The 22,587-nt window shown below is 65.8% G+C and carries 24 protein-coding genes and 1 riboswitch; of the genes, 13 read left to right on the forward strand and 11 right to left on the reverse strand.

Features of this window, described 5'->3' with window-relative positions; all coding sequences use genetic code 11:
• Positions 1 to 57: 57 nt before the first annotated feature.
• Genes thiQ through thiB form a run of 3 tightly spaced genes read right to left on the reverse strand, consistent with a single transcriptional unit; the run spans position 58 to position 3,406 of the window.
• Positions 58 to 795 (reverse strand): thiamine ABC transporter ATP-binding protein, encoded by a 738-nt coding sequence (thiQ, locus tag SIN08_RS19190; protein ID WP_322453203.1) that lies wholly within the window; start codon positions 793 to 795, stop codon positions 58 to 60.
• The gene (gene thiP / locus SIN08_RS19195; RefSeq protein WP_322453204.1) at positions 792 to 2,429 is read right to left on the reverse strand and encodes a thiamine/thiamine pyrophosphate ABC transporter permease; all 1,638 of its coding nucleotides are present in this window, start codon (positions 2,427 to 2,429) and stop codon (positions 792 to 794) included. Before thiP ends, thiQ begins: the two co-directional genes overlap by 4 nt.
• Complete coding sequence (gene thiB / locus SIN08_RS19200; RefSeq protein WP_322453205.1) at positions 2,405 to 3,406, reverse strand: thiamine ABC transporter substrate binding subunit; 1,002 nt, start codon at positions 3,404 to 3,406, stop codon at positions 2,405 to 2,407. The genes thiP and thiB overlap by 25 nt, the downstream gene beginning before the upstream one ends.
• A 39-nt stretch (positions 3,407 to 3,445) precedes the next feature.
• A riboswitch (TPP riboswitch) is annotated at positions 3,446 to 3,567 on the reverse strand.
• 205 nt (positions 3,568 to 3,772) lie between these two features.
• On the opposite strand from thiB, the gene ispG reads away from it, so the two are divergent.
• Positions 3,773 to 5,038: a flavodoxin-dependent (E)-4-hydroxy-3-methylbut-2-enyl-diphosphate synthase gene (ispG, locus tag SIN08_RS19205; protein ID WP_322453206.1), complete on the forward strand. Its 1,266-nt coding sequence runs from the start codon at positions 3,773 to 3,775 to the stop codon at positions 5,036 to 5,038.
• A 124-nt stretch (positions 5,039 to 5,162) separates the two neighbouring features.
• On the opposite strand, the gene SIN08_RS19210 is transcribed toward ispG, so the two are convergent.
• Complete coding sequence (locus SIN08_RS19210; RefSeq protein WP_322453207.1) at positions 5,163 to 5,981, reverse strand: lytic murein transglycosylase; 819 nt, start codon at positions 5,979 to 5,981, stop codon at positions 5,163 to 5,165.
• Positions 5,982 to 6,140: 159 nt separating this feature from the next.
• Between SIN08_RS19210 and SIN08_RS19215 the strand changes: the two genes are divergently transcribed.
• From SIN08_RS19215 to rpsP, 5 genes are all read left to right on the forward strand, one after another.
• Complete coding sequence (locus SIN08_RS19215; protein WP_322453208.1) at positions 6,141 to 6,827, forward strand: DUF1236 domain-containing protein; 687 nt, start codon at positions 6,141 to 6,143, stop codon at positions 6,825 to 6,827.
• 293 nt (positions 6,828 to 7,120) lie between these two features.
• Positions 7,121 to 8,680, forward strand: a complete 1,560-nt coding sequence (gene ffh, locus SIN08_RS19220; protein ID WP_322453209.1) for a signal recognition particle protein — start codon at positions 7,121 to 7,123, stop codon at positions 8,678 to 8,680.
• A gap of 10 nt (positions 8,681 to 8,690) precedes the next feature.
• Positions 8,691 to 9,029, forward strand: coding sequence for a chorismate mutase (locus tag SIN08_RS19225; protein WP_322453210.1), 339 nt, complete (start codon positions 8,691 to 8,693; stop codon positions 9,027 to 9,029).
• Positions 9,026 to 9,526: a GNAT family N-acetyltransferase gene (locus SIN08_RS19230; protein WP_322453211.1), complete on the forward strand. Its 501-nt coding sequence runs from the start codon at positions 9,026 to 9,028 to the stop codon at positions 9,524 to 9,526. The genes SIN08_RS19225 and SIN08_RS19230 overlap by 4 nt, the downstream gene beginning before the upstream one ends.
• A 24-nt stretch (positions 9,527 to 9,550) precedes the next feature.
• Positions 9,551 to 9,970: a 30S ribosomal protein S16 gene (rpsP, locus tag SIN08_RS19235; RefSeq protein WP_322453212.1), complete on the forward strand. Its 420-nt coding sequence runs from the start codon at positions 9,551 to 9,553 to the stop codon at positions 9,968 to 9,970.
• Positions 9,971 to 10,061: 91 nt separating this feature from the next.
• Here the strand turns inward: rpsP and SIN08_RS19240 are convergent, their stop codons facing one another.
• Positions 10,062 to 10,337, reverse strand: a complete 276-nt coding sequence (locus SIN08_RS19240; RefSeq protein WP_322453213.1) for a hypothetical protein — start codon at positions 10,335 to 10,337, stop codon at positions 10,062 to 10,064.
• Positions 10,338 to 10,627: 290 nt separating this feature from the next.
• Between SIN08_RS19240 and SIN08_RS19245 the strand changes: the two genes are divergently transcribed.
• The 5 genes from SIN08_RS19245 (at position 10,628) to SIN08_RS19265 (ending at position 13,751) form a co-directional block, all read left to right on the forward strand.
• On the forward strand, positions 10,628 to 11,455 hold the full coding sequence (locus SIN08_RS19245) for a ferredoxin--NADP reductase (protein WP_322453214.1): 828 nt from the start codon (positions 10,628 to 10,630) through the stop codon (positions 11,453 to 11,455).
• A 29-nt stretch (positions 11,456 to 11,484) separates the two neighbouring features.
• On the forward strand, positions 11,485 to 11,886 hold the full coding sequence (gene arsC / locus SIN08_RS19250; RefSeq protein WP_322453215.1) for an arsenate reductase (glutaredoxin): 402 nt from the start codon (positions 11,485 to 11,487) through the stop codon (positions 11,884 to 11,886).
• Positions 11,887 to 11,977: 91 nt separating this feature from the next.
• Positions 11,978 to 12,136 carry a YqaE/Pmp3 family membrane protein gene (locus SIN08_RS19255; protein WP_322453216.1) on the forward strand — a complete coding sequence of 53 codons (159 nt, stop codon included), beginning with the start codon at positions 11,978 to 11,980 and terminating at the stop codon, positions 12,134 to 12,136.
• Positions 12,115 to 12,516: a DUF4112 domain-containing protein gene (locus tag SIN08_RS19260; protein WP_322453217.1), complete on the forward strand. Its 402-nt coding sequence runs from the start codon at positions 12,115 to 12,117 to the stop codon at positions 12,514 to 12,516. Before SIN08_RS19255 ends, SIN08_RS19260 begins: the two co-directional genes overlap by 22 nt.
• A 68-nt stretch (positions 12,517 to 12,584) precedes the next feature.
• Positions 12,585 to 13,751, forward strand: coding sequence for a diphosphate--fructose-6-phosphate 1-phosphotransferase (locus SIN08_RS19265; RefSeq protein WP_322453218.1), 1,167 nt, complete (start codon positions 12,585 to 12,587; stop codon positions 13,749 to 13,751).
• An 83-nt stretch (positions 13,752 to 13,834) separates the two neighbouring features.
• Here SIN08_RS19265 and SIN08_RS19270 read toward each other — a convergent pair whose 3' ends face one another.
• Positions 13,835 to 14,716, reverse strand: coding sequence for a LysR family transcriptional regulator (locus SIN08_RS19270; protein ID WP_322453219.1), 882 nt, complete (start codon positions 14,714 to 14,716; stop codon positions 13,835 to 13,837).
• A 140-nt stretch (positions 14,717 to 14,856) separates the two neighbouring features.
• Here SIN08_RS19270 and SIN08_RS19275 point away from each other — a divergent pair, with 140 nt between their 5' ends.
• Positions 14,857 to 16,353 carry a CoA-acylating methylmalonate-semialdehyde dehydrogenase gene (locus tag SIN08_RS19275; RefSeq protein ID WP_322453220.1) on the forward strand — a complete coding sequence of 499 codons (1,497 nt, stop codon included), beginning with the start codon at positions 14,857 to 14,859 and terminating at the stop codon, positions 16,351 to 16,353.
• Between the two features lie 177 nt (positions 16,354 to 16,530).
• Here the strand turns inward: SIN08_RS19275 and SIN08_RS19280 are convergent, their stop codons facing one another.
• The 5 genes from SIN08_RS19280 to ccmA all read right to left on the reverse strand — a co-directional run bounded on the left by SIN08_RS19280 (position 16,531) and on the right by ccmA (position 19,478).
• Positions 16,531 to 17,109 carry a DsbE family thiol:disulfide interchange protein gene (locus tag SIN08_RS19280; RefSeq protein ID WP_322453221.1) on the reverse strand — a complete coding sequence of 193 codons (579 nt, stop codon included), beginning with the start codon at positions 17,107 to 17,109 and terminating at the stop codon, positions 16,531 to 16,533.
• Positions 17,106 to 17,273, reverse strand: a complete 168-nt coding sequence (ccmD, locus tag SIN08_RS19285; RefSeq protein ID WP_322453222.1) for a heme exporter protein CcmD — start codon at positions 17,271 to 17,273, stop codon at positions 17,106 to 17,108. The genes SIN08_RS19280 and ccmD overlap by 4 nt, the downstream gene beginning before the upstream one ends.
• Positions 17,270 to 18,049 (reverse strand): heme ABC transporter permease, encoded by a 780-nt coding sequence (locus SIN08_RS19290; RefSeq protein ID WP_322453310.1) that lies wholly within the window; start codon positions 18,047 to 18,049, stop codon positions 17,270 to 17,272. Before SIN08_RS19290 ends, ccmD begins: the two co-directional genes overlap by 4 nt.
• 60 nt (positions 18,050 to 18,109) lie before the next feature.
• Positions 18,110 to 18,772, reverse strand: a complete 663-nt coding sequence (ccmB, locus tag SIN08_RS19295; RefSeq protein ID WP_322453224.1) for a heme exporter protein CcmB — start codon at positions 18,770 to 18,772, stop codon at positions 18,110 to 18,112.
• A 97-nt stretch (positions 18,773 to 18,869) separates the two neighbouring features.
• Positions 18,870 to 19,478: a heme ABC exporter ATP-binding protein CcmA gene (ccmA, locus tag SIN08_RS19300; RefSeq protein ID WP_322453311.1), complete on the reverse strand. Its 609-nt coding sequence runs from the start codon at positions 19,476 to 19,478 to the stop codon at positions 18,870 to 18,872.
• Positions 19,479 to 19,757: 279 nt separating this feature from the next.
• Between ccmA and acnA the strand changes: the two genes are divergently transcribed.
• Complete coding sequence (acnA, locus tag SIN08_RS19305; RefSeq protein ID WP_322453225.1) at positions 19,758 to 22,448, forward strand: aconitate hydratase AcnA; 2,691 nt, start codon at positions 19,758 to 19,760, stop codon at positions 22,446 to 22,448.
• Positions 22,449 to 22,587 lie beyond the last annotated feature (139 nt).

The raw sequence follows: 22,587 nt of genomic DNA on the forward strand, positions 1-22,587 counted from the left end.
GTGACGGTAAATAATGACCAAATCGGGTTAGGCAACTCAACTTTTGGAAAAGGACCGCTATCTGCGCGCGCCCAGATAGCGGTCGAAAGCGGGCGACTTGCCGCCGGACAGGAAATCGCGCGTGGAGCCGACGGCTGCAACGGTGCCGCTTTCCAGGAAGACCAGTGTCCGGGACAGGCGCTCGGCGTCGCGCGGATCGTGGGTAGCCATGAGCACCGTCATGCCCTGCTCCCCGTGAAGATCGGTGATCAGATCCAGCATCTCGTCGCGCAGCGCCGGTCCGAGCGAGGCGAATGGCTCGTCGAGCAGAAGGACGGGCCGCCGGCGCACCAGAACGCGCGCCAGCGCCACGCGCTGGCGTTCGCCGCCCGAAAGCGCATTCGGCAGCCGCCCCTCCTTGCCGGAAAGCCCAGTGCGCGCCAGGGCCTCGCCCACCGCGGCCCGGTCGCCGGCCGTCAGCCGCAGCGACGGTGAACGGCCGAGCCCGACATTCTGGGCAACGGTGAGATGGGCGAACAGATTGTTCTCCTGAAAGACCATGGAGACCGGCCGGCGATGCGGCGGAAGCGCCGTCACATCATCGTTGCCGATGGTCACGCGCCCCGAATCCGGGCGCTCGAAGCCGGCGATCAGGTTCAACAGCGTCGACTTGCCCGAGCCGCTCGGCCCCATCAGCGCGACGATATCGCCGGCCGCGGCAGACAGCTCGAAGCGCATGCCCGGGCCGCCGGGATAGGCGAAGTCGAGCTTTTCAGCCCGGACCGCCGCGCCGCTGGGTTCTTGCCGCGGTGTCATGGCCGTTCCCTACCCCAACGCGCGGCCGCGAACATCAGCCCGAGGCAAAGAAGCCCCAGGAAAAGCGCAATTCCCGCCGCGTCGGCCGTGCGGTAGCTGCCCATGCGCTGCAGCAGGAGATAGGGCAGGGTCTGCACCTGATCGCTGCCGAACAGCGCGATCACGCCGAGGTCACCGAGCGACAGTGCCATGGCGAAGGCGAACGCGGTGGCCGCCGGCCGCCTGAGGGTGGGCCAATCCACCAGGCGCAGACGGTTCCAGCCGGAAATGCCGAGGGCGGCACACAGTTTCTCGTGCCTGGCGCTCGCCGCGTCATAGGCCGGGCGGATGGCGCGGATCGCAAAGGGCATGGCCATCACCGCATTCACCGTCACCACCATCACGGGCGCGAAGGCGAAAACATTCCCGAAGTGGCGCAGCAGGATGAACCAGCCCGCGCCGATGACGACGGGCGGAACGATGAGCACCATCGCCGCGCCGGTGTCGCTCATCCGCTCCAGGACGCCGGGCACGGGGCCCGCACGCGCGAGTTCCAGCGCCCGCCGCGCCATGACAAGCGCGATCGACAGGGCGAGGCAAAGGCACGCGGCAAGGCACGCGAGCACCAGGCTCGTCGCGGTCGCCGCGCGCACGGCCTGCTCACCAGCAAGCCGCGTGAGGTCTGCCGCGAGCCCGGCGATCACGGTCGCCGCCATCGGCCCCGCTACGAAAAGAAGCGCAAGAACGACGATCGCGGCATTGACGCCCCGCTCGCAACGCCCGGGAAACACCGCCCGACGCGGGGCGACCGGCAGGCTCGCGTCACCCCGCATCGAAGCGCCGAGGCGCGCGAGCCCCATGACGACCAGGCCCGTCAGCGTGATCTGCACCAGGGTGAGCGCGATGGCGCGCGCCGGATCGAAGTCGAAGCGCAACGCCTGGTAGATGGCCACTTCCAGCGTGGTCGCGCGCGGGCCGCCGCCGAGCGTCAGCACGATCGTGAAGGAGGTGGCGCACAGCATGAAGACAAGGCCGGCCACCCCGGGCAGGGCGGCGCGCAGGGCGGGCCACTCGACAAAGCGGAAGGCGGCGAGCGGCCCCATGCCCAGTTGTGCGGCAAGCCTCCACTGGTCGGCCGGCACGGCTTCGAGCGCCCCCAGGAAGAGACGTGCCGAAAGTGGCAGATTGAAGAAGACGTGAGCGACGAGAATGCCGGAAAGCCCGTAAATGCCGGGCCAGCCTTCGCCGGAAAGGGCCGAAAAGAAGGGTGCGAAATAACCCGCACGCCCATAAAGCGCCAGCACGCCGAGGGCGGCGACGATCGCCGGCAGCGCCAGGGGTACCGCAAAGAGCTGGAGAATGAAGGCGCGCCCGGGAAAGCGCGGATGGCGCGCCAGAGCGCGCGCGACGAGGATCGCCGGGACAACCGACAGCAGCGTCGACAGGGCGGCCTGCCAGAGGGTGAAGCGCGCCACGCGCAGAAGGTAACCGTCGAAGGCGTCGAGCGCCCCGCGCCAGTCCGCAACACCCTCCCGGACAAGCCCGAGAAAGGCACCCACGATGAGAATGCCGATCGCCGCCAGCGCCAGCGCGCCGGCCGCAACACGGCCCCGCCCCGCCAGAAACGGCGCTACCGGCTCATCACGGACAGCCACTCGTCGACCCAGGCTTCGCGGTTTTCGGCGACCTCGCGCGGCGAGAACCGGAGGGTCTCGGCGGGCTCCACCAATTCGTTGAAAACCGGGTCCAGCGGTTCGGAAGTCTCGCCTGCCGGGAACATCCAGTTCGTCTCCGGAATGATGTCCTGGAAGCCGGGACCGGTCATGAACGAAAGGAACTCTTCGGCGAGCGGATTGTCTGCCCCCTTCACCGTCCGCGCGGCGACCTCCACCTGAAGATAGTGTCCTTCTTCAAAGCTGGCGGCGCGGTAGCGGTCCGTATCCTCGGCAATGCGGTGATAGGCGGGCGAGGTAGTGTAGGAAAGCACCATCGGCACCTCGCCGCTGGTGAACAGGCCGTAGGATTCGCTCCAGCCGGGCGTGACGGTCACGACATTGTCGCGCAGCTTTTCCCAGGCGCCCGCCGCCTCGTCTCCATAGACGGCCTTCACCCACAGGAGAAGACCGAGGCCCGGGGTGGAGGTGCGCGGATCCTGGATGGCGATCTTCGGATCGCTGCCGGATTCCACCAGTTCCTTCAGGCTTTGCGGAGGCGCCTCGATTGCTTCCGTGTCGTAGACGAAGGCGAAGTAACCGTAATCGTAGGGCACGAAGACATCGTCCTCGAAACCGCTGGGCACCTCGATCCTGCCGGGATCGATGCCGTGCGGGGCGAAAAGCCCGGTCTCCTTCGCCGCGTGGATGAGGTTGGTGTCGAGCCCGAGGACGATATCGGCCTGCGTCCCCTCGCCCTCCAGCCGGACCCTATTGAGGAGTGCCACGCCGTCGGCCACGGAGACGAACTCGAGGTCGCAGCCGCACGCGGTCTCGAAGGCCTCTTCCACCCGCGGGCCGGGCCCCCACTCGGCGGTGAAACTGTCATAGGTGTAGACGGTCAGGGTCTCCTGCGCGTGTCCGCTGTTCATCGCGAGAAGGCCGAAGACAAGGGCAGGACAGGCAAGCAACAAACGCATAGGACGCCTCCTCTCATGGTTCCAGGGGAATGAGGCGCCTGACGGTCAGCGTCTAATCCCTCCGCCGGTGCGAGCCGGATCAGGTTCAGCGGGTTGGCGGGCAAAGCCGTGTCGCCTCTCAGCCGAACCGCCGCATGCGGCCGGCACCCCGTTAGAGCAGGCGCGAAAATAGAGCGCGTCGCCGTGTAACGCAAGGTGCCCCGGCGAGCGCGGACCGCCGCACTTTTCGGCGCCTGGTCTGAAACGGCGGCGGAAACCGCCCATTCTGCCAGCCCGGCCATGCGTCCCGCCGCGCACGGCACCATTGACATTTGCGCGCCGCTTCGCCACCTCACGGGCAACGCGTTGAACATGGGGCGCAGGTCCATGACCGCCGCAGCCGTCTCCGGCTACTTTTCCTCTCCCTTCCCGCGCCGACGCGCCGTCGGCGTCGATATCGGCGGCGTCGTCGTTGGCGGCGACGCCCCGGTCGTGGTCCAGTCCATGACCAACACGGACACCGCGGACGTGGATGCAACCGTCGCCCAGGTCGCCGCCCTCCACCGCGCGGGCTCGGAGATCGTGCGCATCACGGTGGACCGCGACGAGGCCGCGGCCGCGGTGCCGAAAATCCGCGAAAGGCTCGAGCGGCTGGGCCATAACGTCCCCCTGGTCGGCGATTTCCACTATATCGGCCACAAGCTTTTGGCCGACCACCCTGCCTGTGCCGAGGCACTCGCCAAATACCGGATCAATCCCGGCAATGTCGGCTTCAGGGAGAAGAAGGACCGGCAGTTCGCGGCAATTATCGAGACGGCGATCCGACACGACAAGCCGGTGCGTATCGGCGTCAACTGGGGCTCCCTCGACCAGGAGCTCCTGACGCGGCTCATGGACGAGAACCAGGAAAAGGGCTCGCCCATGACGGCCCAGGAGGTCACGCGCGAAGCCATCGTGCAGTCGGCGCTGCTTTCGGCGGAGCTGGCCGAGGAGATCGGCCTGCCGCGTGATCACATCATCCTGTCGGCCAAGGTGAGCCAGGTGCAGGACCTGATCGCCGTCTACACCGAACTTGCGCACCGCTCGGACCACGCGCTGCATCTCGGCCTGACGGAAGCCGGCATGGGCACCAAGGGCATCGTCGCCTCAGCGGCGGCGATGGCAATCGTGCTCCAGCAGGGCATCGGCGACACGATCCGCATCTCGCTCACCCCGGAACCCGGCGGCGACCGCACCCGCGAGGTGCAGGTCGCCCAGGAACTGCTGCAGACCATGGGCTTCCGCCAGTTCCTGCCCGTGGTGGCCGCATGCCCGGGCTGCGGAAGGACGACGTCGACCGTCTTCCAGGAACTGGCCCAGAAGATCCAGGACGATATCCGCAAGAACATGCCGGTCTGGCGCGAGAAATATCCCGGTGTGGAAGCGCTGCAGGTCGCCGTCATGGGCTGCATCGTCAACGGGCCCGGCGAATCCAAGCACGCCGACATCGGCATCTCGCTTCCCGGCACCGGCGAAACGCCGGCCGCTCCCGTCTTCATCGACGGCAAAAAGGCCGCCACGCTGCGCGGCGCAAATATCGCCGCCGAGTTCGAGAAGATGGTGGCCGACTATATCGAACGCCGCTTCGGCGCCGGCCGGGCCGCGGCGGAGTAGCCGTCGCACGGCCCCTGGAGTGGCATGCGATCAACTGGATAGCAGTCATCCCGGAAGCCGGAGCGAGAGCGCAGGCTGTCCGGGATGACGCGCAACAGGATAGGATGCTGCTAAACGCGATCCCTTACCCGTCGATCTCCCGACCGATGATGGCGATGGCCTGCTGGTAGACGCTTGCCGCGTTCCAGCCTTGCAGCGCGACGAAGCTCGGTTCGCCCGGCTGGTACCCCGCGCCGGGCTGCCAGCCATGGGCACGCAAAAAATTGGCCGTCGAAGCCAGTGCATCCGGGATCGAGCCGATCATGTCGACGCGCCCGTCGCCGTCGCCGTCGACGCCGTAGCGCAGTGCATTGCCAGGCAGGAACTGCGTCTGGCCGATTTCGCCATGCGCAGCGCCGACCGCGGCGGGGTCGAGCGTGCCGCGCTCCACGAGCGCCAGCGCGGCATAGAGATGGCCGGTGAAGAACTCCGAACGCCGGCAATCATAGGCGAGTGTCGCCACCGCCGAGAGGATGTTCTGGTTGCCGAGGAAACTGCCGAAGCCGGTTTCCATGCCCCATATGGCGAGAAGCGGTCCGGCGGGCACGCCGTACTGGCGCTCGAGCGAGGCGAGCAGCCCGGCATGGCGTTCCTTCATGCGCCTGCCACGCGAAATGATTGCATCCGCCCCGCGCTTTTGCATGAAGGCATCCAGCGTCAGCTTGAAGCTCTTCTGCCCGCGATCGGCCGCGATCGTCTTCGAGGCGTAGCGGGTGCGCATGAGTGCATCGAGCGCCCCGGGGGAGACCCCGTGCTGCGATGCTTCCTGGACGAACTGTGATTTCCAGTTTTCGAACCCGCCGGCCCCATCGCCGCAGGGCGCGGCAAACGCAGCACCACCTAGAAGAAGCAAGGCGGCGCCCGCCACCGCCGCGAGAAATCGTCCCCTGCCTGCTGAAACCATGCCGTTCTCCCAAAAAACCCGCTCGTTTCACCGGTCATAGCAGAAAATGATTGCGATCACCTTTACCGGCGCACGGCTACGCACTGCTCCTTTCGGGAACGAAACCACGCCCATTTTGTTCGTAGGTCCGAAGCGGGGACAGATTGAAGGAGACCGAGAATGAAGCACTCGAACCTGAAGGCGGCGATCGCAGCGGTCGCTCTGTTTGCATTCACCGGCGTCGCGGCGGCCCAGATGTCCGCCACCGCCACTACGGACCTGAACATACGCTCCGGCCCAGGGCCGCAACACAACGTCATCGGCGTGATCGGAGCCAATGAGCAGACCACCATCAATGGCTGTCTCGAAGGCAGCAAATGGTGCCAGGTCACCCACGCCGGCACCGAAGGCTGGGCCTATTCGGACTATCTGACCGCGAGTGTCGCCGGCCAGGAGCAGATCATCCTGTCCGAGCGCCCGGCGCAGGCCGAAATTCCGACCGTGACGTATGAGACCACGGCAAGCACGGATGACGGCAGCGGCGCACTCGCCGGCGGGGCAACCGGCGCCGTGGCGGGCGCGCTTATCGGCGGTCCCGCGGGCGCGGCGATCGGCGGCGCAGCGGGTGCGGTCGCCGGCGGTGCGATCGACACCGTCACCCCGCCGCGGGAAGTGGTGACCTACGTCGAACAGAATCGCGTCGACCCCGTTTATCTCGAGGGCGAGGTGGTCGTCGGCGCTGGCGTTCCTGAAACCGTCGAGATACGCGAGATTCCCGACTATGACTACCGCTATGTCTATGTGAACGGACAACCGGTTCTGGTCGAGCCGGAAAGCCGCCGCATCGTCTACGTGGTTCGGGACTGAGAACGGAACGAAACGAGCCGGCGCCGTCGAACGGGCGGCGCCGGCTTCCCTGAGCGGCCAGACTTGACTCTTCCCCGCTTTTCAGGGTAGACGCGCCTACTTTCCGCGACGAGTTGTAAACTCCGAGCAGCCGACCGGGACGCCCTTGGCATGCAAGGGTACCGATCCCGGAGGTCAACACCCGGCAGCGCGATGCGCCCCCGGGTGCTTTTCGGCTTTGCGCGAGGTTTAAGCGCGGGCGCGGATATATTACCTCTCGTATCTGAAGTGATGCGAGACCATGAGGAACGCGGATGTTTGAGAACCTGCAGGAGCGCCTTGGCGCAATCCTGAACAATCTCACCGGGCGCGGGACGCTTTCGGAGGCGGATGTTTCGGCTGCGCTCCGCGAGGTGCGCCGGGCGCTGATCGAGGCCGACGTGGCCCTCGACGTCGTGCGTTCCTTCACCGACCGCGTGCGGGAGAAGGCCGTGGGCGCGGAGGTCCTGAAGTCGGTCAAGCCCGGCCAGATGGTCGTCAAGATCGTCCATGACGAGCTGGTCGAGATGCTGGGCGCGGAAGGCGAGACGATCGATCTCAACGCTCCCGCTCCCGTCGTTCTCATGATGGTCGGCCTGCAGGGCTCCGGCAAAACCACCACCACCGGCAAGATCGCCAAGCGGCTGTCCGAGCGCCAGGGCAAGAAGTCCCTCATGGCCTCGCTCGATACCCGCCGTCCCGCCGCCCAGGAGCAGCTCAAGCAGATTGGCGAGCAGACGGGCATCGCCACGCTGCCCATCGTACCTGACCAGAGCCCGGTGGACATCGCCCGGCGCGCCGTCCAGGCGGCGAAGCTCAGCGGCCATGACGTCGTTATCCTGGATACGGCCGGCCGCACCCACATCGACGAGCCGCTGATGGCCGAGATGGCCGACATCAGGCGCGCCGCGAACCCGCACGAGATCCTTCTGGTCGCCGATTCGCTTACGGGTCAGGACGCGGTCAACCTGGCGCAGAATTTCGACGAGCGCGTCGGCATCACCGGCCTCGTCCTGACGCGCATGGACGGCGACGGGCGCGGCGGCGCGGCCCTTTCCATGCGCGCCGTCACCGGCAAGCCGATCAAGCTTATCGGTACCGGCGAGAAGATGGATGCGCTCGAGGAGTTCCACCCCAAGCGCATCGCCGACCGCATCCTCGGCATGGGCGACATCGTCAGCCTGGTGGAAAAAGCCGCCGAGACCATCGACCAGGAAAAAGCCGCGGCGATGGCGAAGAAGATGCAGGCCGGCAAGTTCGACCTGAACGATCTCGCCGACCAGCTTGCGCAGATGCAGAAAATGGGCGGCATGGGCGGCATCATGGGGCTGATGCCCGGCATGGGCAAGATGAAGGACCAGATGGCCGCCGCCGGCTTCGACGACAAGACCTTTGCCCGCCAGATGGCCATCATCCAGTCGATGACGCCGAAGGAGCGCGCAAACCCGGACCTTCTGAAGCACAGCCGCAAGAAGCGCATTGCCGCAGGTTCCGGCACGGATGCCGCGCAGATCAATAAGCTCCTGAAGATGCACCGCCAAATGGCCGACATGATGAAGGCCATGGGCGGCAAGGGCAAGAAGCGCGGCATGATGCAGGGCATGATGGGCGGCATGGCCCAGAAGATGGGCCTTGGCGGTATGGGTGGCATGCCGGACCTGTCGAAGATGGACCCGAAGCAACTCGAAGCCCTGCAGAAGGAGGCGGAGGCCGCGGGCCTGTCGCAGGGCGGCGGATTGCCGAAGGGCCTGCCCGGCCTGCCGGGTACGGGCGGCGGATTGCCGGGTCTGCCGGGCGGCGGTGGCGGCTTGCCCGGCCTGCCCAGGAAGAAGTGAGGGCACGGGCGTGGGCGCGGATACGAGCGAAGTCCGGGCGCAGCTTCATGAGCTGCGCGCATCCATCGACAATATCGACGCCGCGCTGCTCCACATGCTGGCGGAGCGCTTCCGCTGCACCAAGGCCGTCGGGGTCCTCAAGGCGAAGCACGATCTGCCGCCGGCCGATCCCGCGCGCGAGGAGCAGCAGATCGCCCGCCTGCGCCGGCTGGCCGACGAGGCCAATCTTGATCCCGATTTCGCGGAAAAGTTCCTGAACTTCATCATCAAGGAAGTGATCCGCCATCACGAGGCGATCGCCGAGGAGCACGGCAACAGCACGGTCACACCGAAAGAGGCGGAGGCATGATCCCCGTGCTGGAAAGCGAGCGCCTCGTGCTGCGCGGCTGGCGCAAAGACGATTTTCCCGCTTACGCGGCCTTCCGTGCCGACCCTGAGCGCACGCGCTATATCGGCGGGCCGCAAGCGGAGTGGAATGCGTGGACGCGCTTCACCTCCATGATCGGCGAGTGGGCGCTCAACGGCTATGGTCTTTTCGCCGTCGACCGCAAGGAAGACGGCGCGACGGTCGGCTTTGCCGGATTGTGGCATCCGCCATACATCGACGGACCGGAGCTGGCCTGGTCGCTGTACGCGGGCTTCGAGGGCAAGGGTTATGCGCTCGAGGCCGCCCGGTGCGCCCAGGTCTGGGCGCGTGAAAAGGGCCTGCCGCCGCTGATCAGCTTCATGCATCCCGAGAATCTGCCGTCACAGGCGGTAGCCAATAGGCTGGGGGCCACGCCCCTGCCGCCAACCACCCTGCGCGGCGAGCCGCGCTTGTGTTTCCGGCACGTCGTGCCGGTCTGATCGCCATTATCGAAAGGAAGAAGCATGGCACTGAAAATCCGACTGGCCCGCGCGGGCTCCAATAAGCGACCCTACTACCACATCGTCGTGGCCGACGTTCGTTCGCCGCGCGACGGCCGCTTCATCGAGCAGCTGGGCTCCTGGAATCCGATGCTGCCCAGAGACGCCGAACGCGTGAAACTCAACGAGGAGCGCATCAAGCACTGGCTCGACAATGGCGCCCTGCCGACCGACCGTGTCCTGCGCTTCCTCGACCAGGCGGGCCTTGCCAAGCGCCCGGAACGCCAGAACCCGAAGAAGGGCGAGCCGGGCAAGAAGGCCCAGGAGCGCATCGCCGCCGCCAAACAGGCCGAGGAAGAGGCGAAGGCGGCTGCCGCCGAGGCCGAAGCGGCCGTCGCCGAGGCGCCCGCCGAAGAGGCGCCGAGCGAGGAAGCCGCGGGCTGAGAGGAATTGCCGAACAGGCTGTTTCAATGGCGGGCTTCAGCCCGCCATTTTGCTTTCGGCACGCCGAGGTTAGCCGGCAATTCCTCAAGCTTTAGGAACGAAGGTGCTCGATGATCCTGTCCGCACGTTCGACCAGAAATGCGCCGCAGAACAGGTAACCTGCCGGCACCAGGTTGGAATAGAAAACACTTCTGAAGGAGCTGAAAAGAGTAATGGCATCGATAGAAGGGCCCCGCTGAAAGCTCATCATATAAAAATGTATGCCGAAGAGAACGGGCACGAATGCGGCAATGAGCATCACCAGTGCGCCGAAGAATAATATTCGCGGGCCGAGAATCATGCCCGATTTGTAAATTCGCTCAAACATTTATACCTCATAATTATTCAACAATTACCGATCTGATAGGGCAATGCCGCGATCAACCCGTAAGGCCAAGCGGAGAAGAAGGCAAGATATCCGGCCGTGACGCGCCACCGGGAATGCTCGCCTGAACAGGTTGCGAGCCTACGTCTCCTATGGTTCCGTTCGAAGCAATGCCGCTTTTCTCCGTCATGGGCGAATTGCGCAAACTAAGACCTTTTTCCCCGGCGTGATTTGAAATAGGTCTTCACCATCGCTAGCTGCGTGTCGAGGCATACCATACAAGGAAACGTCGAATGAGCACTGCCGCGATGCAGAAAACCGAAGCCGATCAGGATCTGGAATTCCCGATTCCGCCCGGGGTCTTCGCCGAGCGCGTGGTTTCGGTCAAGCATTACACGGACCGGCTTTTCGCCTTCCGCATCACGCGGCCGCAGAGCTTCCGCTTCCGCTCCGGCGAGTTCGTGATGATCGGCCTGCCCAATGCGGCAAAGCCCGTCTTCCGCGCCTATTCCATCGCCAGCCCCGCCTGGGACGAGGAGATCGAGTTCTTCTCCATCAAGGTCCCGGACGGACCGCTCACCCAGCACCTGCAGAAGATCCAGCCGGGCGACACGGTGCTCATGCGCCAGAAGCCGACCGGCACGCTTGTCAACGACGCGCTGACGCCGGGCAAGCGGCTTTACATGATCTCGACCGGCACGGGCATTGCCCCCTTCGCCAGCCTGATCCGCGATCCAGAAACCTACGACAAGTTCGACCAGCTCATCCTCACCCACACCTGCCGCGACGTGGCCGAGCTGAAATACGGCGAGGAGCTGATCGCGGCCACGCGCGAGGATCCCCTGATCGGCGAGCTCACCGAGGGCCGCCTGCACCACTTCACCTCGACCACGCGCGAAGACTCGCCGCAGATGGGCCGCGTCACCACGTTGATCGAGAACGGTGAACTGTTCAAGGCACTGGGCACTCAACCCTTCGATGCGGCGGAAGACCGGGTGATGATCTGCGGCTCCATGGCCATGCTGAAGGACGTGAAGGCGCTGGTGGAGAAAGCGGGCCTTAAGGAAGGGTCCAACGCCGAGCCGGCGGATTTCGTGGTCGAGCGGGCTTTCGTCGGATAACGGCCCGCCGTTCCAGCCAGGAGGCGAGGATGACCGTCACCATCTACCACAACCCGAAATGCGGCACTTCCCGCAACGTCCTGGCCATGCTGCGCCAGGCAGGGGAGGAGCCGGTGGTGGTGGAATACCTGAAGAATCCGCCGAGCCGCGAGAAGCTGGTCGCACTGATCGAGGCAATGGGGATTACCCCGCGCGACCTCCTGCGCCGCAAAGGCACACCCTATGACGAGCTGGGACTCGGCGATGAGAAATGGAGCGATGACGATCTCATCGACTTCATGCTGGCTCATCCGATCCTGATCAACCGGCCGATCGTCGAAACACCGCACGGCACGAAACTGTGCCGCCCCTCGGAAACGGTGCTCGACCTGCTGCCTGATGCGAAGATCGGCACTTTCCGGAAGGAAGACGGCGAGGTGGTCAAGCGCTAGCGTCAATGGCCAATTGTGACCCGATGCGCCCCGGGCGGATCAAAGCGCCCCCTTACGCGTTCATGCCGGGTGTCTACCATCGGAGCCGGCCATGGACGTTTTACGCATACTGCTCGCCATCCTGATTCCGCCACTTGGCGTGTTTCTGCAAGTCGGCATCGGGTTGCAGTTCTGGATCAATCTTCTGCTGACCCTTCTGGGCTACATTCCCGGCATCATCCACGCGGTGTGGATCATCACGCGGCGTTGATACGGCTGGAAACGGTCTTGCACAGCAAAAGCGAAGATGAACGGCTGGCCGAAATGGAGCGGCTGGCAGGGCTGCTCGATTCGCGCTGGCGGATTCCGGGGACCCCGATACGCTTCGGAGTCGACGCTGTGGCCGGCCTGATCCCCGGGATCGGCGACGCGGCGACGGGCATCGTCTCCGCCTATCTTCTCTATCGCGCCGCCCGAATGGGCGTTCCACGCACGACGCTGGCCGCGATGGGCGGCAATGTTCTGCTCGACGTGGTTTTTGGCGCCATCCCGCTGCTCGGATCGGTGTTCGACGTGTTCTTCAAGGCCAACAACCGCAATATCAGGCTTCTGCAGCGCCATCTGGACCGGCAGGCGCGCTCTGAGAAATAGTGGACCGCCGGCGGCTTCCAGCGGGCGGGATTTTATGCGATGCCTTGGGAAATGACGGAGATCCGCACATGGCCGAAACATTCGTCATCGCACAGGGCGGCGGGCCGACCGCCGTCATCAATCAGACGGTCGCCGGCGCGACGCTTCAAGCGCGCAAGCGCTTCCCCGGCGCCAGGGTGCTCGGCGCGCTGCACGGGGTGCGTGGCGTGCGCGACGGGCGCTTCGTCACGCTGTCGGATCTTTCCGATGAAGAGCTGCGAAGAATCGCCGCCACGCCGGGCGCCGGCCTCGGCTCGACCCGCGACAAGCCGGACGAAGCCTATTGCGAGAAAATCCTGAAAGGGCTCGAAAACGCCGGTGCCGACGCCTTCATCTATATCGGCGGCAACGACACGGCCGGCACCCAGGGAATCCTGTCGAAAGCATCGGGCGGGAAGATGGCCTGCGTCCACGCGCCCAAGACCATCGACAACGACCTCGTCGAGAACGATCACACGCCCGGCTTCATCTCCGCGGCGGCCTTCGTTGCCGGTGCGTTCCTCAGCGTCGACCTCGATTTCCGGGCGCTGCCGGGCGTCTATGTCGGCATTGTCATGGGCCGGCACGCTGGCTTCCTCACTGCATCGTCCGCCGCCTGGTCGCTCGATGGCGACGGCGCGCCCCATCTCGTCTATGTGCCCGAGCGGCCTTTCGAGCGCGCGCGCTTTATCGACGACGTGCGCGCCACCCTCGACCGTCACGGCCGCTGCATCGTCGCCATGTCGGAAGGCGTGGTGGGCCCCGACGGCCGCTCGCTCATCGAAACCCTCGTGCCGCCGGAACTGCAAGAGCGCGACCAGCACGGCAATCTGCGCTTGTCCGGCACGGATCTCGGCCAATCGGTCGAACGCATCCTGACGGAAGACCTGCCCGGCACACGGGCACGGGTCGACACCTTCGGTTACCTGCCGCGCGGCAACATCGCCACCATCGAGGCGACCGACGCCCGCGAGGCCTTCCAGGCAGGCGCCTTCGCCGTCGATGTGGCGGAACAGGGCAGCGGCTCGGTAGCGCTGCAGCTCGACGGCGGTCAGACCGTCTGCCGGCGCGTTCCGCTGGACGCCGTAGCAGGCAAAACGCGCCACATGCCCGACGATTTCCTGCATGCCTCCGAAAGCCGGCTTTCCGGGGCCTGTCTCGACTATCTGGCCCGCCTCTTACCGCGCCGGCACGACGTGGCGCGGCCATTCGTCTGAACTCTGTCGAGACTGCGCGGCATATCCGCCGCAGGTGCGTTCGCGCGTTGATGTTCAATACCTGATATCAGGACCGCGGCGGCTCAGGAAAACAGCGCCCGTTCCCGCTCCACGAGCTCGCCGACAAAGGCGGCGACGGCCTGGATGCTGCGGGTCGGGCGCATGGACTCGTGATAGACCAGCCAGTAGCTGCGGCGGATTGGCCGGGCGAAAGGCACGGCAACGAGATCCGGATGCCGGCGCGCGATGAAGGTGTGAAGGATGCCGATGCCGGCACCGGAACGAACCGCCTCCACCTGTCCCATGGCCGAGGAGACGGCAAAGGCCGCCTTCCACGTCTCCGAGACCTCGGCGGCATAGTCGAGGGTCGGGCTGATGACGAGATCCGGCACATAGCCGACAAGCCGGTGGTGGGACAGAGCCTCCGCGCGCTCCGGCAGGCCGTGCGCGGCCGCATAGCCCTTTGAAGCATAAAGGCCCAGCGTGTAGTCGACCAGCTTGCCGGCCACCAGGCGTCCCTCCGTCGGACGGTCGACGGTAATCGCGATATCCGCCTCGCGCCGCGACAGCGAGAACGAGCGCGGCACCGGCACGAGCTGGATGGCAAGGCCCGGATGACGCTCGGCCAGCCCGCCGAGCCTGGGTGCCAGAAAGGCAACGCCGAACCCGTCCGGCGCGCCGATCCGCACGGTCCCGGAAATCTCCTCCGTCTCGCCGGCGATCTCGGCGCGTGCGGAGATCATGTCGGCTTCCATCCGCTCGGCGACCGGCAGCAGCCGTTCCCCCGCTTCCGTCAGTTCGCTGCCCACGGTGGTGCGGCGGATGAGCTTGGCGCCAATCGCCGCCTCGAGCGCGGCGATCCGGCGCGAAACGGTCGCGTGGTTCAAGCCGAGCCGCCGCGCCCCGCCCAGGATCTGCCCGGTGCGCGCCACGCTCAGAAAGATGCGCACATCGTCCCAGTTCATCGCCGGCCCAGTGTCGTGTTTCGCAAAGCCTACTCTATTCGACCTATAATTTCCGCACAACGGATACGCTTTCCCTCGCGTTGCATTCGACCCCGGCAAGCGGGACAATCAAGGCAAGGTCAACGAAGGGAGAGCTTCTCATGGAGGAGATCGGTCATTTCATCGGCGGCAAGCGCGTCGCCGGAACGAGCGGGCGCATGCAGGACGTCATGCAGCCCATGGACGGCTCCGTCCGGGGCAAGGTGGCGCTCGCCTCAGCTGTGGAGGTGCGCCAGGCGGTGGAGAACGCCAAAGCTGCCCAGCGGGCCTGGGGTGCCACGAACCCTCAGCGGCGGGTGCGCGTGCTCATGAAGTTCCTGGAGCTGGTGCACAAGGAGTACGATTCGCTCGCCGAGTTGCTCGCCCGCGAGCACGGCAAGACCATCCCCGATGCCAAGGGCGACATCCAGCGCGGCCTGGAGGTGGTGGAGGTGTGCCTCGGTGCACCGCACATGATGAAGGGCGAATACACCGAAGGTGCAGGCCCGGGGATCGACACCTATTCCATGCGCCAGCCGCTCGGGGTGGTGGCCGGCATCACGCCGTTCAACTTCCCGGCGATGATCCCGCTGTGGAAGATCGCGCCGGCGCTCGCCTGCGGCAACGCCTTCATCCTGAAGCCGTCCGAGCGCGACCCGGGCGTGCCCATGCGGATTGCCGAACTCTTCATCGAGGCCGGCCTGCCGGAGGGTGTGCTGAACGTGGTCAACGGCGACAAGGAAGCCGTCGACGCCATTCTGGACGACCCGGACATCGAGGCGGTGGGCTTCGTCGGCTCGACGCCGATCGCCCAGTACATTTACGGCCGGGCGGCGGCCAACGGCAAGCGCGCCCAGTGCTTCGGCGGCGCCAAGAACCATCTCATCATCATGCCCGACGCCGATATGGACCAGACGGTCGATGCGCTGATCGGCGCCGGCTACGGCTCGGCGGGCGAACGCTGCATGGCTGTGTCCGTCGCCGTGCCGGTGGGTAAGGAAACGGCCGATCGGCTGGTGGAGAAGCTCGTCCCGCGCGTCGAGAGCCTCAAGGTCGGCCCCTCGACCGATGCCTCCGCCGATTTCGGCCCGCTGGTGACCAGGCAAGCGCTCGAGCGCGTGAAGGGCTATGTCGATCTCGGTGTCGAAGAAGGCGCCAAGCTCGTCGTCGACGGGCGCGGCTTCAAGATGCAGGGCTACGAGAACGGCTATTATATGGGCGGCTGCCTGTTCGACGAGGTAACGCCCGACATGCGCATCTACAAGGAGGAGATCTTCGGACCGGTTCTCTCCGTCGTGCGGGCGAACACCTATGAAGAGGCGCTGGCGCTGCCGAGCGACCACGAATACGGCAACGGCGTCGCCATCTTCACCCGCGACGGCGACGCCGCGCGCGATTTCGCCGCCCGCGTCGATGTGGGCATGGTGGGCGTCAACGTGCCGATCCCGGTGCCGATCGCCTATTACACCTTCGGCGGCTGGAAGGCCTCCGCCTTCGGCGATCTCAACCAGCACGGCCCCGATGCCTTCCGCTTCTACACCAAGACCAAGACGGTCACCTCGCGCTGGCCGTCCGGCGTCAAGGACGGCGCGGAGTTCGTCATTCCCACGATGCGGTAGAGCATGATGAAGTGAATTGGAATCGGCCGTGCGTGCCTTTGCCCACGCCCTTCGACAAGCTCAGGATGAGGGCAAAGGCAGATCGGCCTCCATGCAAGCTTCGCGAGCAGCGGCGCAAAACCAGCCCTCATGGTGAGCCTGTCGAACCACGAGGGCGGCCGTGCCTTCCCTCGCCCCTCAGGACATTTCCGCCAGCACTTTCTCGATTTCCGGCCCCAGCTCGTTTTTCAGGCTCGCCGGCGAAAAGGGGCCGACATGCTTGTATCGGATCGTGCCGTCGGGACCGACGAGAAAGGTCTCCGGCACGCCGTAAACACCCCATTCGATGGCCGCGCGGCCGCTTTGGTCCACACCGATCGCATCGAAGGGATTGCCGAGTTCGCCCAGGAAGCGGCGGGCGTTTTCCGGCTTGTCCTTGTAATTGAGCCCGACCAGCCGGATGCGCTCGTCTCCGGCGAGCGCCATCAGGAGCGGATGCTCCTCGCGGCACGGCACGCACCACGACCCCCAGACATTCACCAGCGTGACATTCCCGGAAAAATCCTCCGGCGAGAGGCCTGGCAGGCCGGTCCCCTCGAGCGGGGGTAGTGTCGTCTGCGGCGCCGGCTGGCCGATGAGCGCCGAGGGAACTACGGAGGTGTCGCGGCCCGAGAAAAGCTGCGCCAGGAACACCGCCGACAGCGCCAGGAAGGCCAGAAGCGGCAGGATGAGGAGAAGGCGGCGCCCTTGCGGCCCTCTTTCCTGATCGACGCTCACCGTCGCGCCTCCCGGCCGGCTGAACGGCGCCGTATGCCCCGCACTTCGAGGCCATGAAAGGTGCGTTTCTGCACCCGCTGGTCAATGAGGATCCAGATGACCAGGCCGGCGATCGCCGAGGCGGAGATGGCGTAGGCCGCCATGACATAGGCGAGATGGCTCATGCGGAACCTCCCTCCATGAGCCGCGCTTCAGCCGCGCGCGCCGACATGCGCTGCATCGCCTTCACGCGCCGCCGCCAGATTTCGGCCCGCATGGCCATCAGATGCAGCGTCAGGAACAGAAGCGTAAAGCCGAGCGCAGAAACGAGCAGCGGCCACAACAGGCTCGGATGGATCGTCGGCCCGTCGAGGCGGAAGACCGAGGCCGGTTGGTGCAGCGTGTTCCACCAGTCGACGGAGAACTTGATGATGGGAATGTTGATGAAGCCGACCAGCGTGAGGATGGCCGCCGCGCGCGCCGCGCGGCTCTGGTCCTCCAGCGCCCGCGTGAGCGCGATGATGCCGAGATACATCAGGAACAGCACGAAGACGGAGGTCAGCCGCGCGTCCCAAACCCACCATGTGCCCCACATGGGCTTGCCCCAGATGGAGCCGGTGATCAGCGCGAGCGCGGTGAAGGTCGCGCCGATGGGCGCCGCCGCCTTCAGGGAGACGTCGGCCAGCGGATGGCGCCAAACCAGCGTACCGAGGGCGGACAGCGCCATCACCGTGTAGCAGAACATGGCCAGCCACGCGAAGGGCACGTGGATATACATGATGCGTACGGTGATGCCCTGCTGATAGTCCTCCGGCGCGGTGAACGCCATGACGAACCCGGCCGCCAGCGCCGCGACGGCCATCCCGCCCAGCCATGGCACGAGCCGGTCGGCGAGCGCCAGGAAGCGCGTCGGGTTGGCGAGCGCCGTCAGGCGCGCTGTCACGGTGACATTCTCATTCATTCCGTCGTAAATAGACCTCACCGGCCCTTCCCGCAATTCTTCCTGTTGCCGCAGGACCGTTCAGTCCGATGTGCGCAGCGCGAGCGCGGCCGCGACCGGCCCGATCACGGCGAAAAACAACGTCAGCGCGGCGAGAATGAGGAAGGGCGGCAGAAACGGATCGGGATCGGCCACCGCACCGCGGCTCGCCGCCACGCCGAAGATGAGAACGGGAATTGTCAGCGGCAGGATCAGGACGGAGACCAGAAGCCCGCCGCGCGGCAGCGCCACCGTCAGTGCCGCCCCCACCGCGCCGATGAAGGTGATGGCCGGGGTGCCCACCGCCAGCGTCAGCGTCGCCGCCGCAAGCCCGGCAGCCGGCACGTTCATGAACAGCCCGAGCAGCGGCGCCACCGCGACCAGCGGCATCACGTTCGCCGTCCAGTGCGCAAGGCACTTCACGAAGACGGTCGCTGCCAGCATGTGCCGGTCCTCGGCCATGACGAGCAGATCGAGCGCCCCGTCCTCCCGGTCGGCCTGGAACAGGCGCTCGAGCCCGAGAAGGCTGGCAAGCAGCGCGCCGATCCACAAAACGGCCGGTCCGATGCGCGCGAGCAGGTTGAGGTCCGGCCCCACGCCGAAAGGAATGACGGCAACGACAGCGAGGAAAAAAAGCACGCCCGTCAGCGCCCCGCCCCCGGCGCGCACGCCGAGCCGCACCTCGCGGAGATAAAGGGCGAGCATCAGGGAGCGCTCCCACTGACGAGGAAGCGCCCCGTCGCGCGCGCCTCTGCTCCGAGCTTGTCGAAGGGGGCGCGAAACGCGCGCACAGCGAAGAGCGTCATTCCCGCGCCCCCATCCTCAACTCCGCCGCCCCTTCCAGCCCCAGCGGCAGATGCGTCGCCGCGACGATCATCCCGCCTCCTTGCAAATGCGCCTGCATCAATTCGGAAAACCGCGCCTCGGAAGCCCGGTCGAGGCCGGCGGTCGGCTCGTCCAGGAGCCAGACGGGCCGGTGCGTGGCGAGCAGCCGGGCGATCGCGGCACGCCGCCGCTGCCCGGTGGAGAGATAGCCGAAGGGCAGATGTCCGATCTCCGAGAGCCCCACCGTCTCCAGAGCCGCTTCAACCCCCATCTCTCCTGCACCGAGGAAACGGCGCCAGAAGACAAGGTTCTCCTCCACCGTCAGTGTGTTCTTCATCGCGTTGAGATGGCCGAGATAGTGGGCGGCGGCGGGCAGGTCGGGCCATTCCGCCCCGCCGCCCGTGAGGGTGACATGCCCCTCCACGGGTCGCAGCAATCCGGCCAAAACGCGCAGCAGGGTCGACTTGCCGATCCCGTTCGGCCCCGTGACGACGAGCGCCCGGCCCCCTTCCACCGTGAAGGACATGCCGGAGAAGATGCGCTCCCCCCCGCGCTCGCCGCTCAGATCTTCGGCGGCAAGCCGCATGTTTTTCTGTCCGACGGGCAACGCGCTTTCCTGAAACCTGTTGGAGAACTGTTTTGCAAAAACTCGCTATGGAACTCTCATACGAAATTCTCTATACCCCGGACAACCACGCCAGCGGTCGGCGTGTCAGACTTTGTGCCGATGCCCGCGCGCGCGCCGCCTTGACCGGCCGGGACGCAGGGGAGCGGACACGCGGAAATGACCGTACCCGCACCTACGCGCCTGTCGCCTCAGGAGTCCGTTCCCGTTTCGGATGAACAGACCAGGATAGGATCGCCCGTGTCAAATTCCCTCGACAGTTTCAATTGCCGCCGTACCCTCGAAGTGGGGGACAAGGAATATGTGTATTTCGATCTGAAGGAAGCGGAGAAGAACGGCCTTTCCGGCATCTCCAGGCTTCCCTTCTCGATGAAGGTGCTGCTCGAAAACCTGCTGCGCAAGGAGGACGGGCGCTCGGTCACCAAGGAGAGCATCCAGGCGGTGGCGAGCTGGCTGGAGGACAAGGGCACGGCGGGCGTGGAGATCGCCTATTCGCCGGCCCGCGTGCTCATGCAGGACTTCACCGGCGTTCCGGCGGTCGTCGACCTGGCCGCCATGCGCGACGCGATGGCAGCGCTCGGCGGTGATCCGGAGAAGATCAATCCGCTGGTGCCCGTCGATCTCGTCATCGACCACTCGGTGATCGTCGACGAGTTCGGCTCGCCGATGGCCTTCAAGCGCAATGTCGAGCTGGAATACAAGCGCAACGGCGAGCGCTACCGTTTCCTGAAGTGGGGCCAGCAGGCCTTCAAGAACTTCCGCGTCGTGCCCCCAGGCACCGGCATCTGCCACCAGGTGAACCTCGAATATCTGGGCCAGGTCGTCTGGAGCAAGGACGAGGACGGCGCCACGGTGGCCTATCCGGACACCTGTGTGGGCACCGATTCGCACACCACCATGATCAACGGGCTTGGCGTGCTCGCCTGGGGCGTGGGCGGCATCGAGGCAGAGGCCGCCATGCTCGGCCAGCCGGTCTCCATGCTCCTGCCCGAGGTCATCGGCTTCAAGCTGACCGGCAAGCTGGGTGAGGGCGTGACGGCCACCGACCTCGTGCTCACCGTCACACAGATGCTGCGCCAGAAGGGCGTGGTCGGCAAGTTCGTCGAGTTCTACGGCCCCGGCCTCGATTCGATGACACTGGCCGACCGGGCGACCATCGGCAACATGTCGCCGGAATACGGCGCCACCTGCGGCTTCTTCCCCGTCGACGGGGAGACCGTGAACTACCTCACCACCTCCGGCCGCACGGAAGAGCGCATTGCCCTGGTCGAAGCCTATGCCAAGGCGCAGGGCATGTGGCGGGAATCGGACGCGCCGGAGCCGGTCTTCACCGACACGCTGGCGCTCGATCTCGGTGACGTCGTGCCCTCCATGGCCGGCCCGAAGCGGCCCGAGGGCCGCATTCCGCTCGGCAGCATCGCCTCGGGCTTCGAGGAGGCGCTGGAGAAGGAATACAAGAAGACCGTCGACACCGATAAGCGATATCCGGTCGAGGGCGAGGACTTCGACATCGGCCACGGCGACGTGGCGATCGCCGCCATCACCTCCTGCACCAACACCTCCAACCCGAGTGTGCTGATCGCCGCCGGCCTGCTCGCCCGCAACGCAAACCGCCTCGGCCTCAAGCAGAAGCCGTGGGTGAAGACCTCGCTGGCGCCGGGCAGCCAGGTGGTTGCCGAGTATCTGGAAAGGGCCGGCCTGCAGAAGGAGTTGGACCAGCTCGGCTTCAACCTGGTCGGCTTCGGCTGCACCACCTGCATCGGCAATTCTGGTCCGCTGCCCGAGCCGATCTCCAAGACCATCAACGACAAGGGCCTGATCGTCGCCTCCGTGCTTTCGGGCAACCGCAACTTCGAGGGCCGCGTCTCTCCGGACGTGCAGGCGAACTATCTCGCCTCGCCGCCGCTGGTGGTGGCCTATGCGCTGGCCGGCACCGTGACCATGGATCTTACCAGCGAGCCGCTGGGCGAGGACAAGGACGGCAACCCAGTTTATCTGAAGGACGTCTGGCCCTCCAATCACGAGGTCCAGGAGTTCATCCAGAAGAACGTCACGCGCGAACTCTTCGCCTCCAAATACGCCGACGTCTTCAAGGGCGACGCGCTGTGGCAGGAGGTCAAGGCGCCATCCGGCCAGACCTATGCCTGGGATGCCGAGTCGACCTATGTGCAGAATCCGCCCTATTTCGAGGGCATGGGACCGACGCCGAGGCCTGCCGGCGACATCAAGGGCGCGCGCGTCCTCGGCCTCTTCGGCGACAAGATCACCACGGACCACATCTCACCGGCCGGTTCGATCAAGGCGGCCTCGCCCGCCGGAAAATATCTCATGGACAACGGCGTGGGCGCGGCCGACTTCAACCAGTACGGCACGCGGCGCGGCAATCATGAGGTGATGATGCGCGGCACTTTCGCCAATATCCGCATCCGCAACCACATGCTGGGCGAGAACGGCACGGAAGGCGGCTACACGATCCACTATCCCTCCAAGGAGGAGATGTCGATCTACGACGCCGCCATGCGCTACAAGCAGGAGGGCGTGCCGCTGGTGGTGTTCGCCGGAGTCGAATACGGCAATGGCTCCTCCCGCGACTGGGCAGCCAAGGGAACCAACCTCCTCGGCGTGCGTGCCGTCATCGCCCGCTCCTTCGAGCGCATCCACCGCTCAAACCTCGTCGGCATGGGCGTCATCCCCTTCGTCTTCGCCGAGGACACGAGCTGGCAGGAACTGGGGATGAAGGGCGACGAGACGGTGACCATCGAGGGCCTCGACGACATCAGGCCGCGTGTGTCCCTGACGGCCAGGATCACCTATGCCGACGGAACGGTGAAGGATGTCCCGGTGCTCTGCCGCATCGATACGGAGGACGAGCTGGAATACTTCAAGAACGGCGGCATCCTCCCCTACGTCCTGCGCGACCTCGCCGCCTGACCGGAACCTGTTCAAGTCTCGCGGGAGGAAGCCGCCGGTGCGCCGGCGGCTTCCTTGCGTTCGGGCCTCCCTCGCGATCTAACAATTTGATTCCACGCAATTCCGGACAGAAAACCGTCCTCCACTTTTCCTGGAATTG

This window comes from Chelativorans sp. M5D2P16 (assembly GCF_034427935.1).
In the GTDB taxonomy this organism is placed as follows: Bacteria; Pseudomonadota; Alphaproteobacteria; order Rhizobiales; family Rhizobiaceae; genus Chelativorans.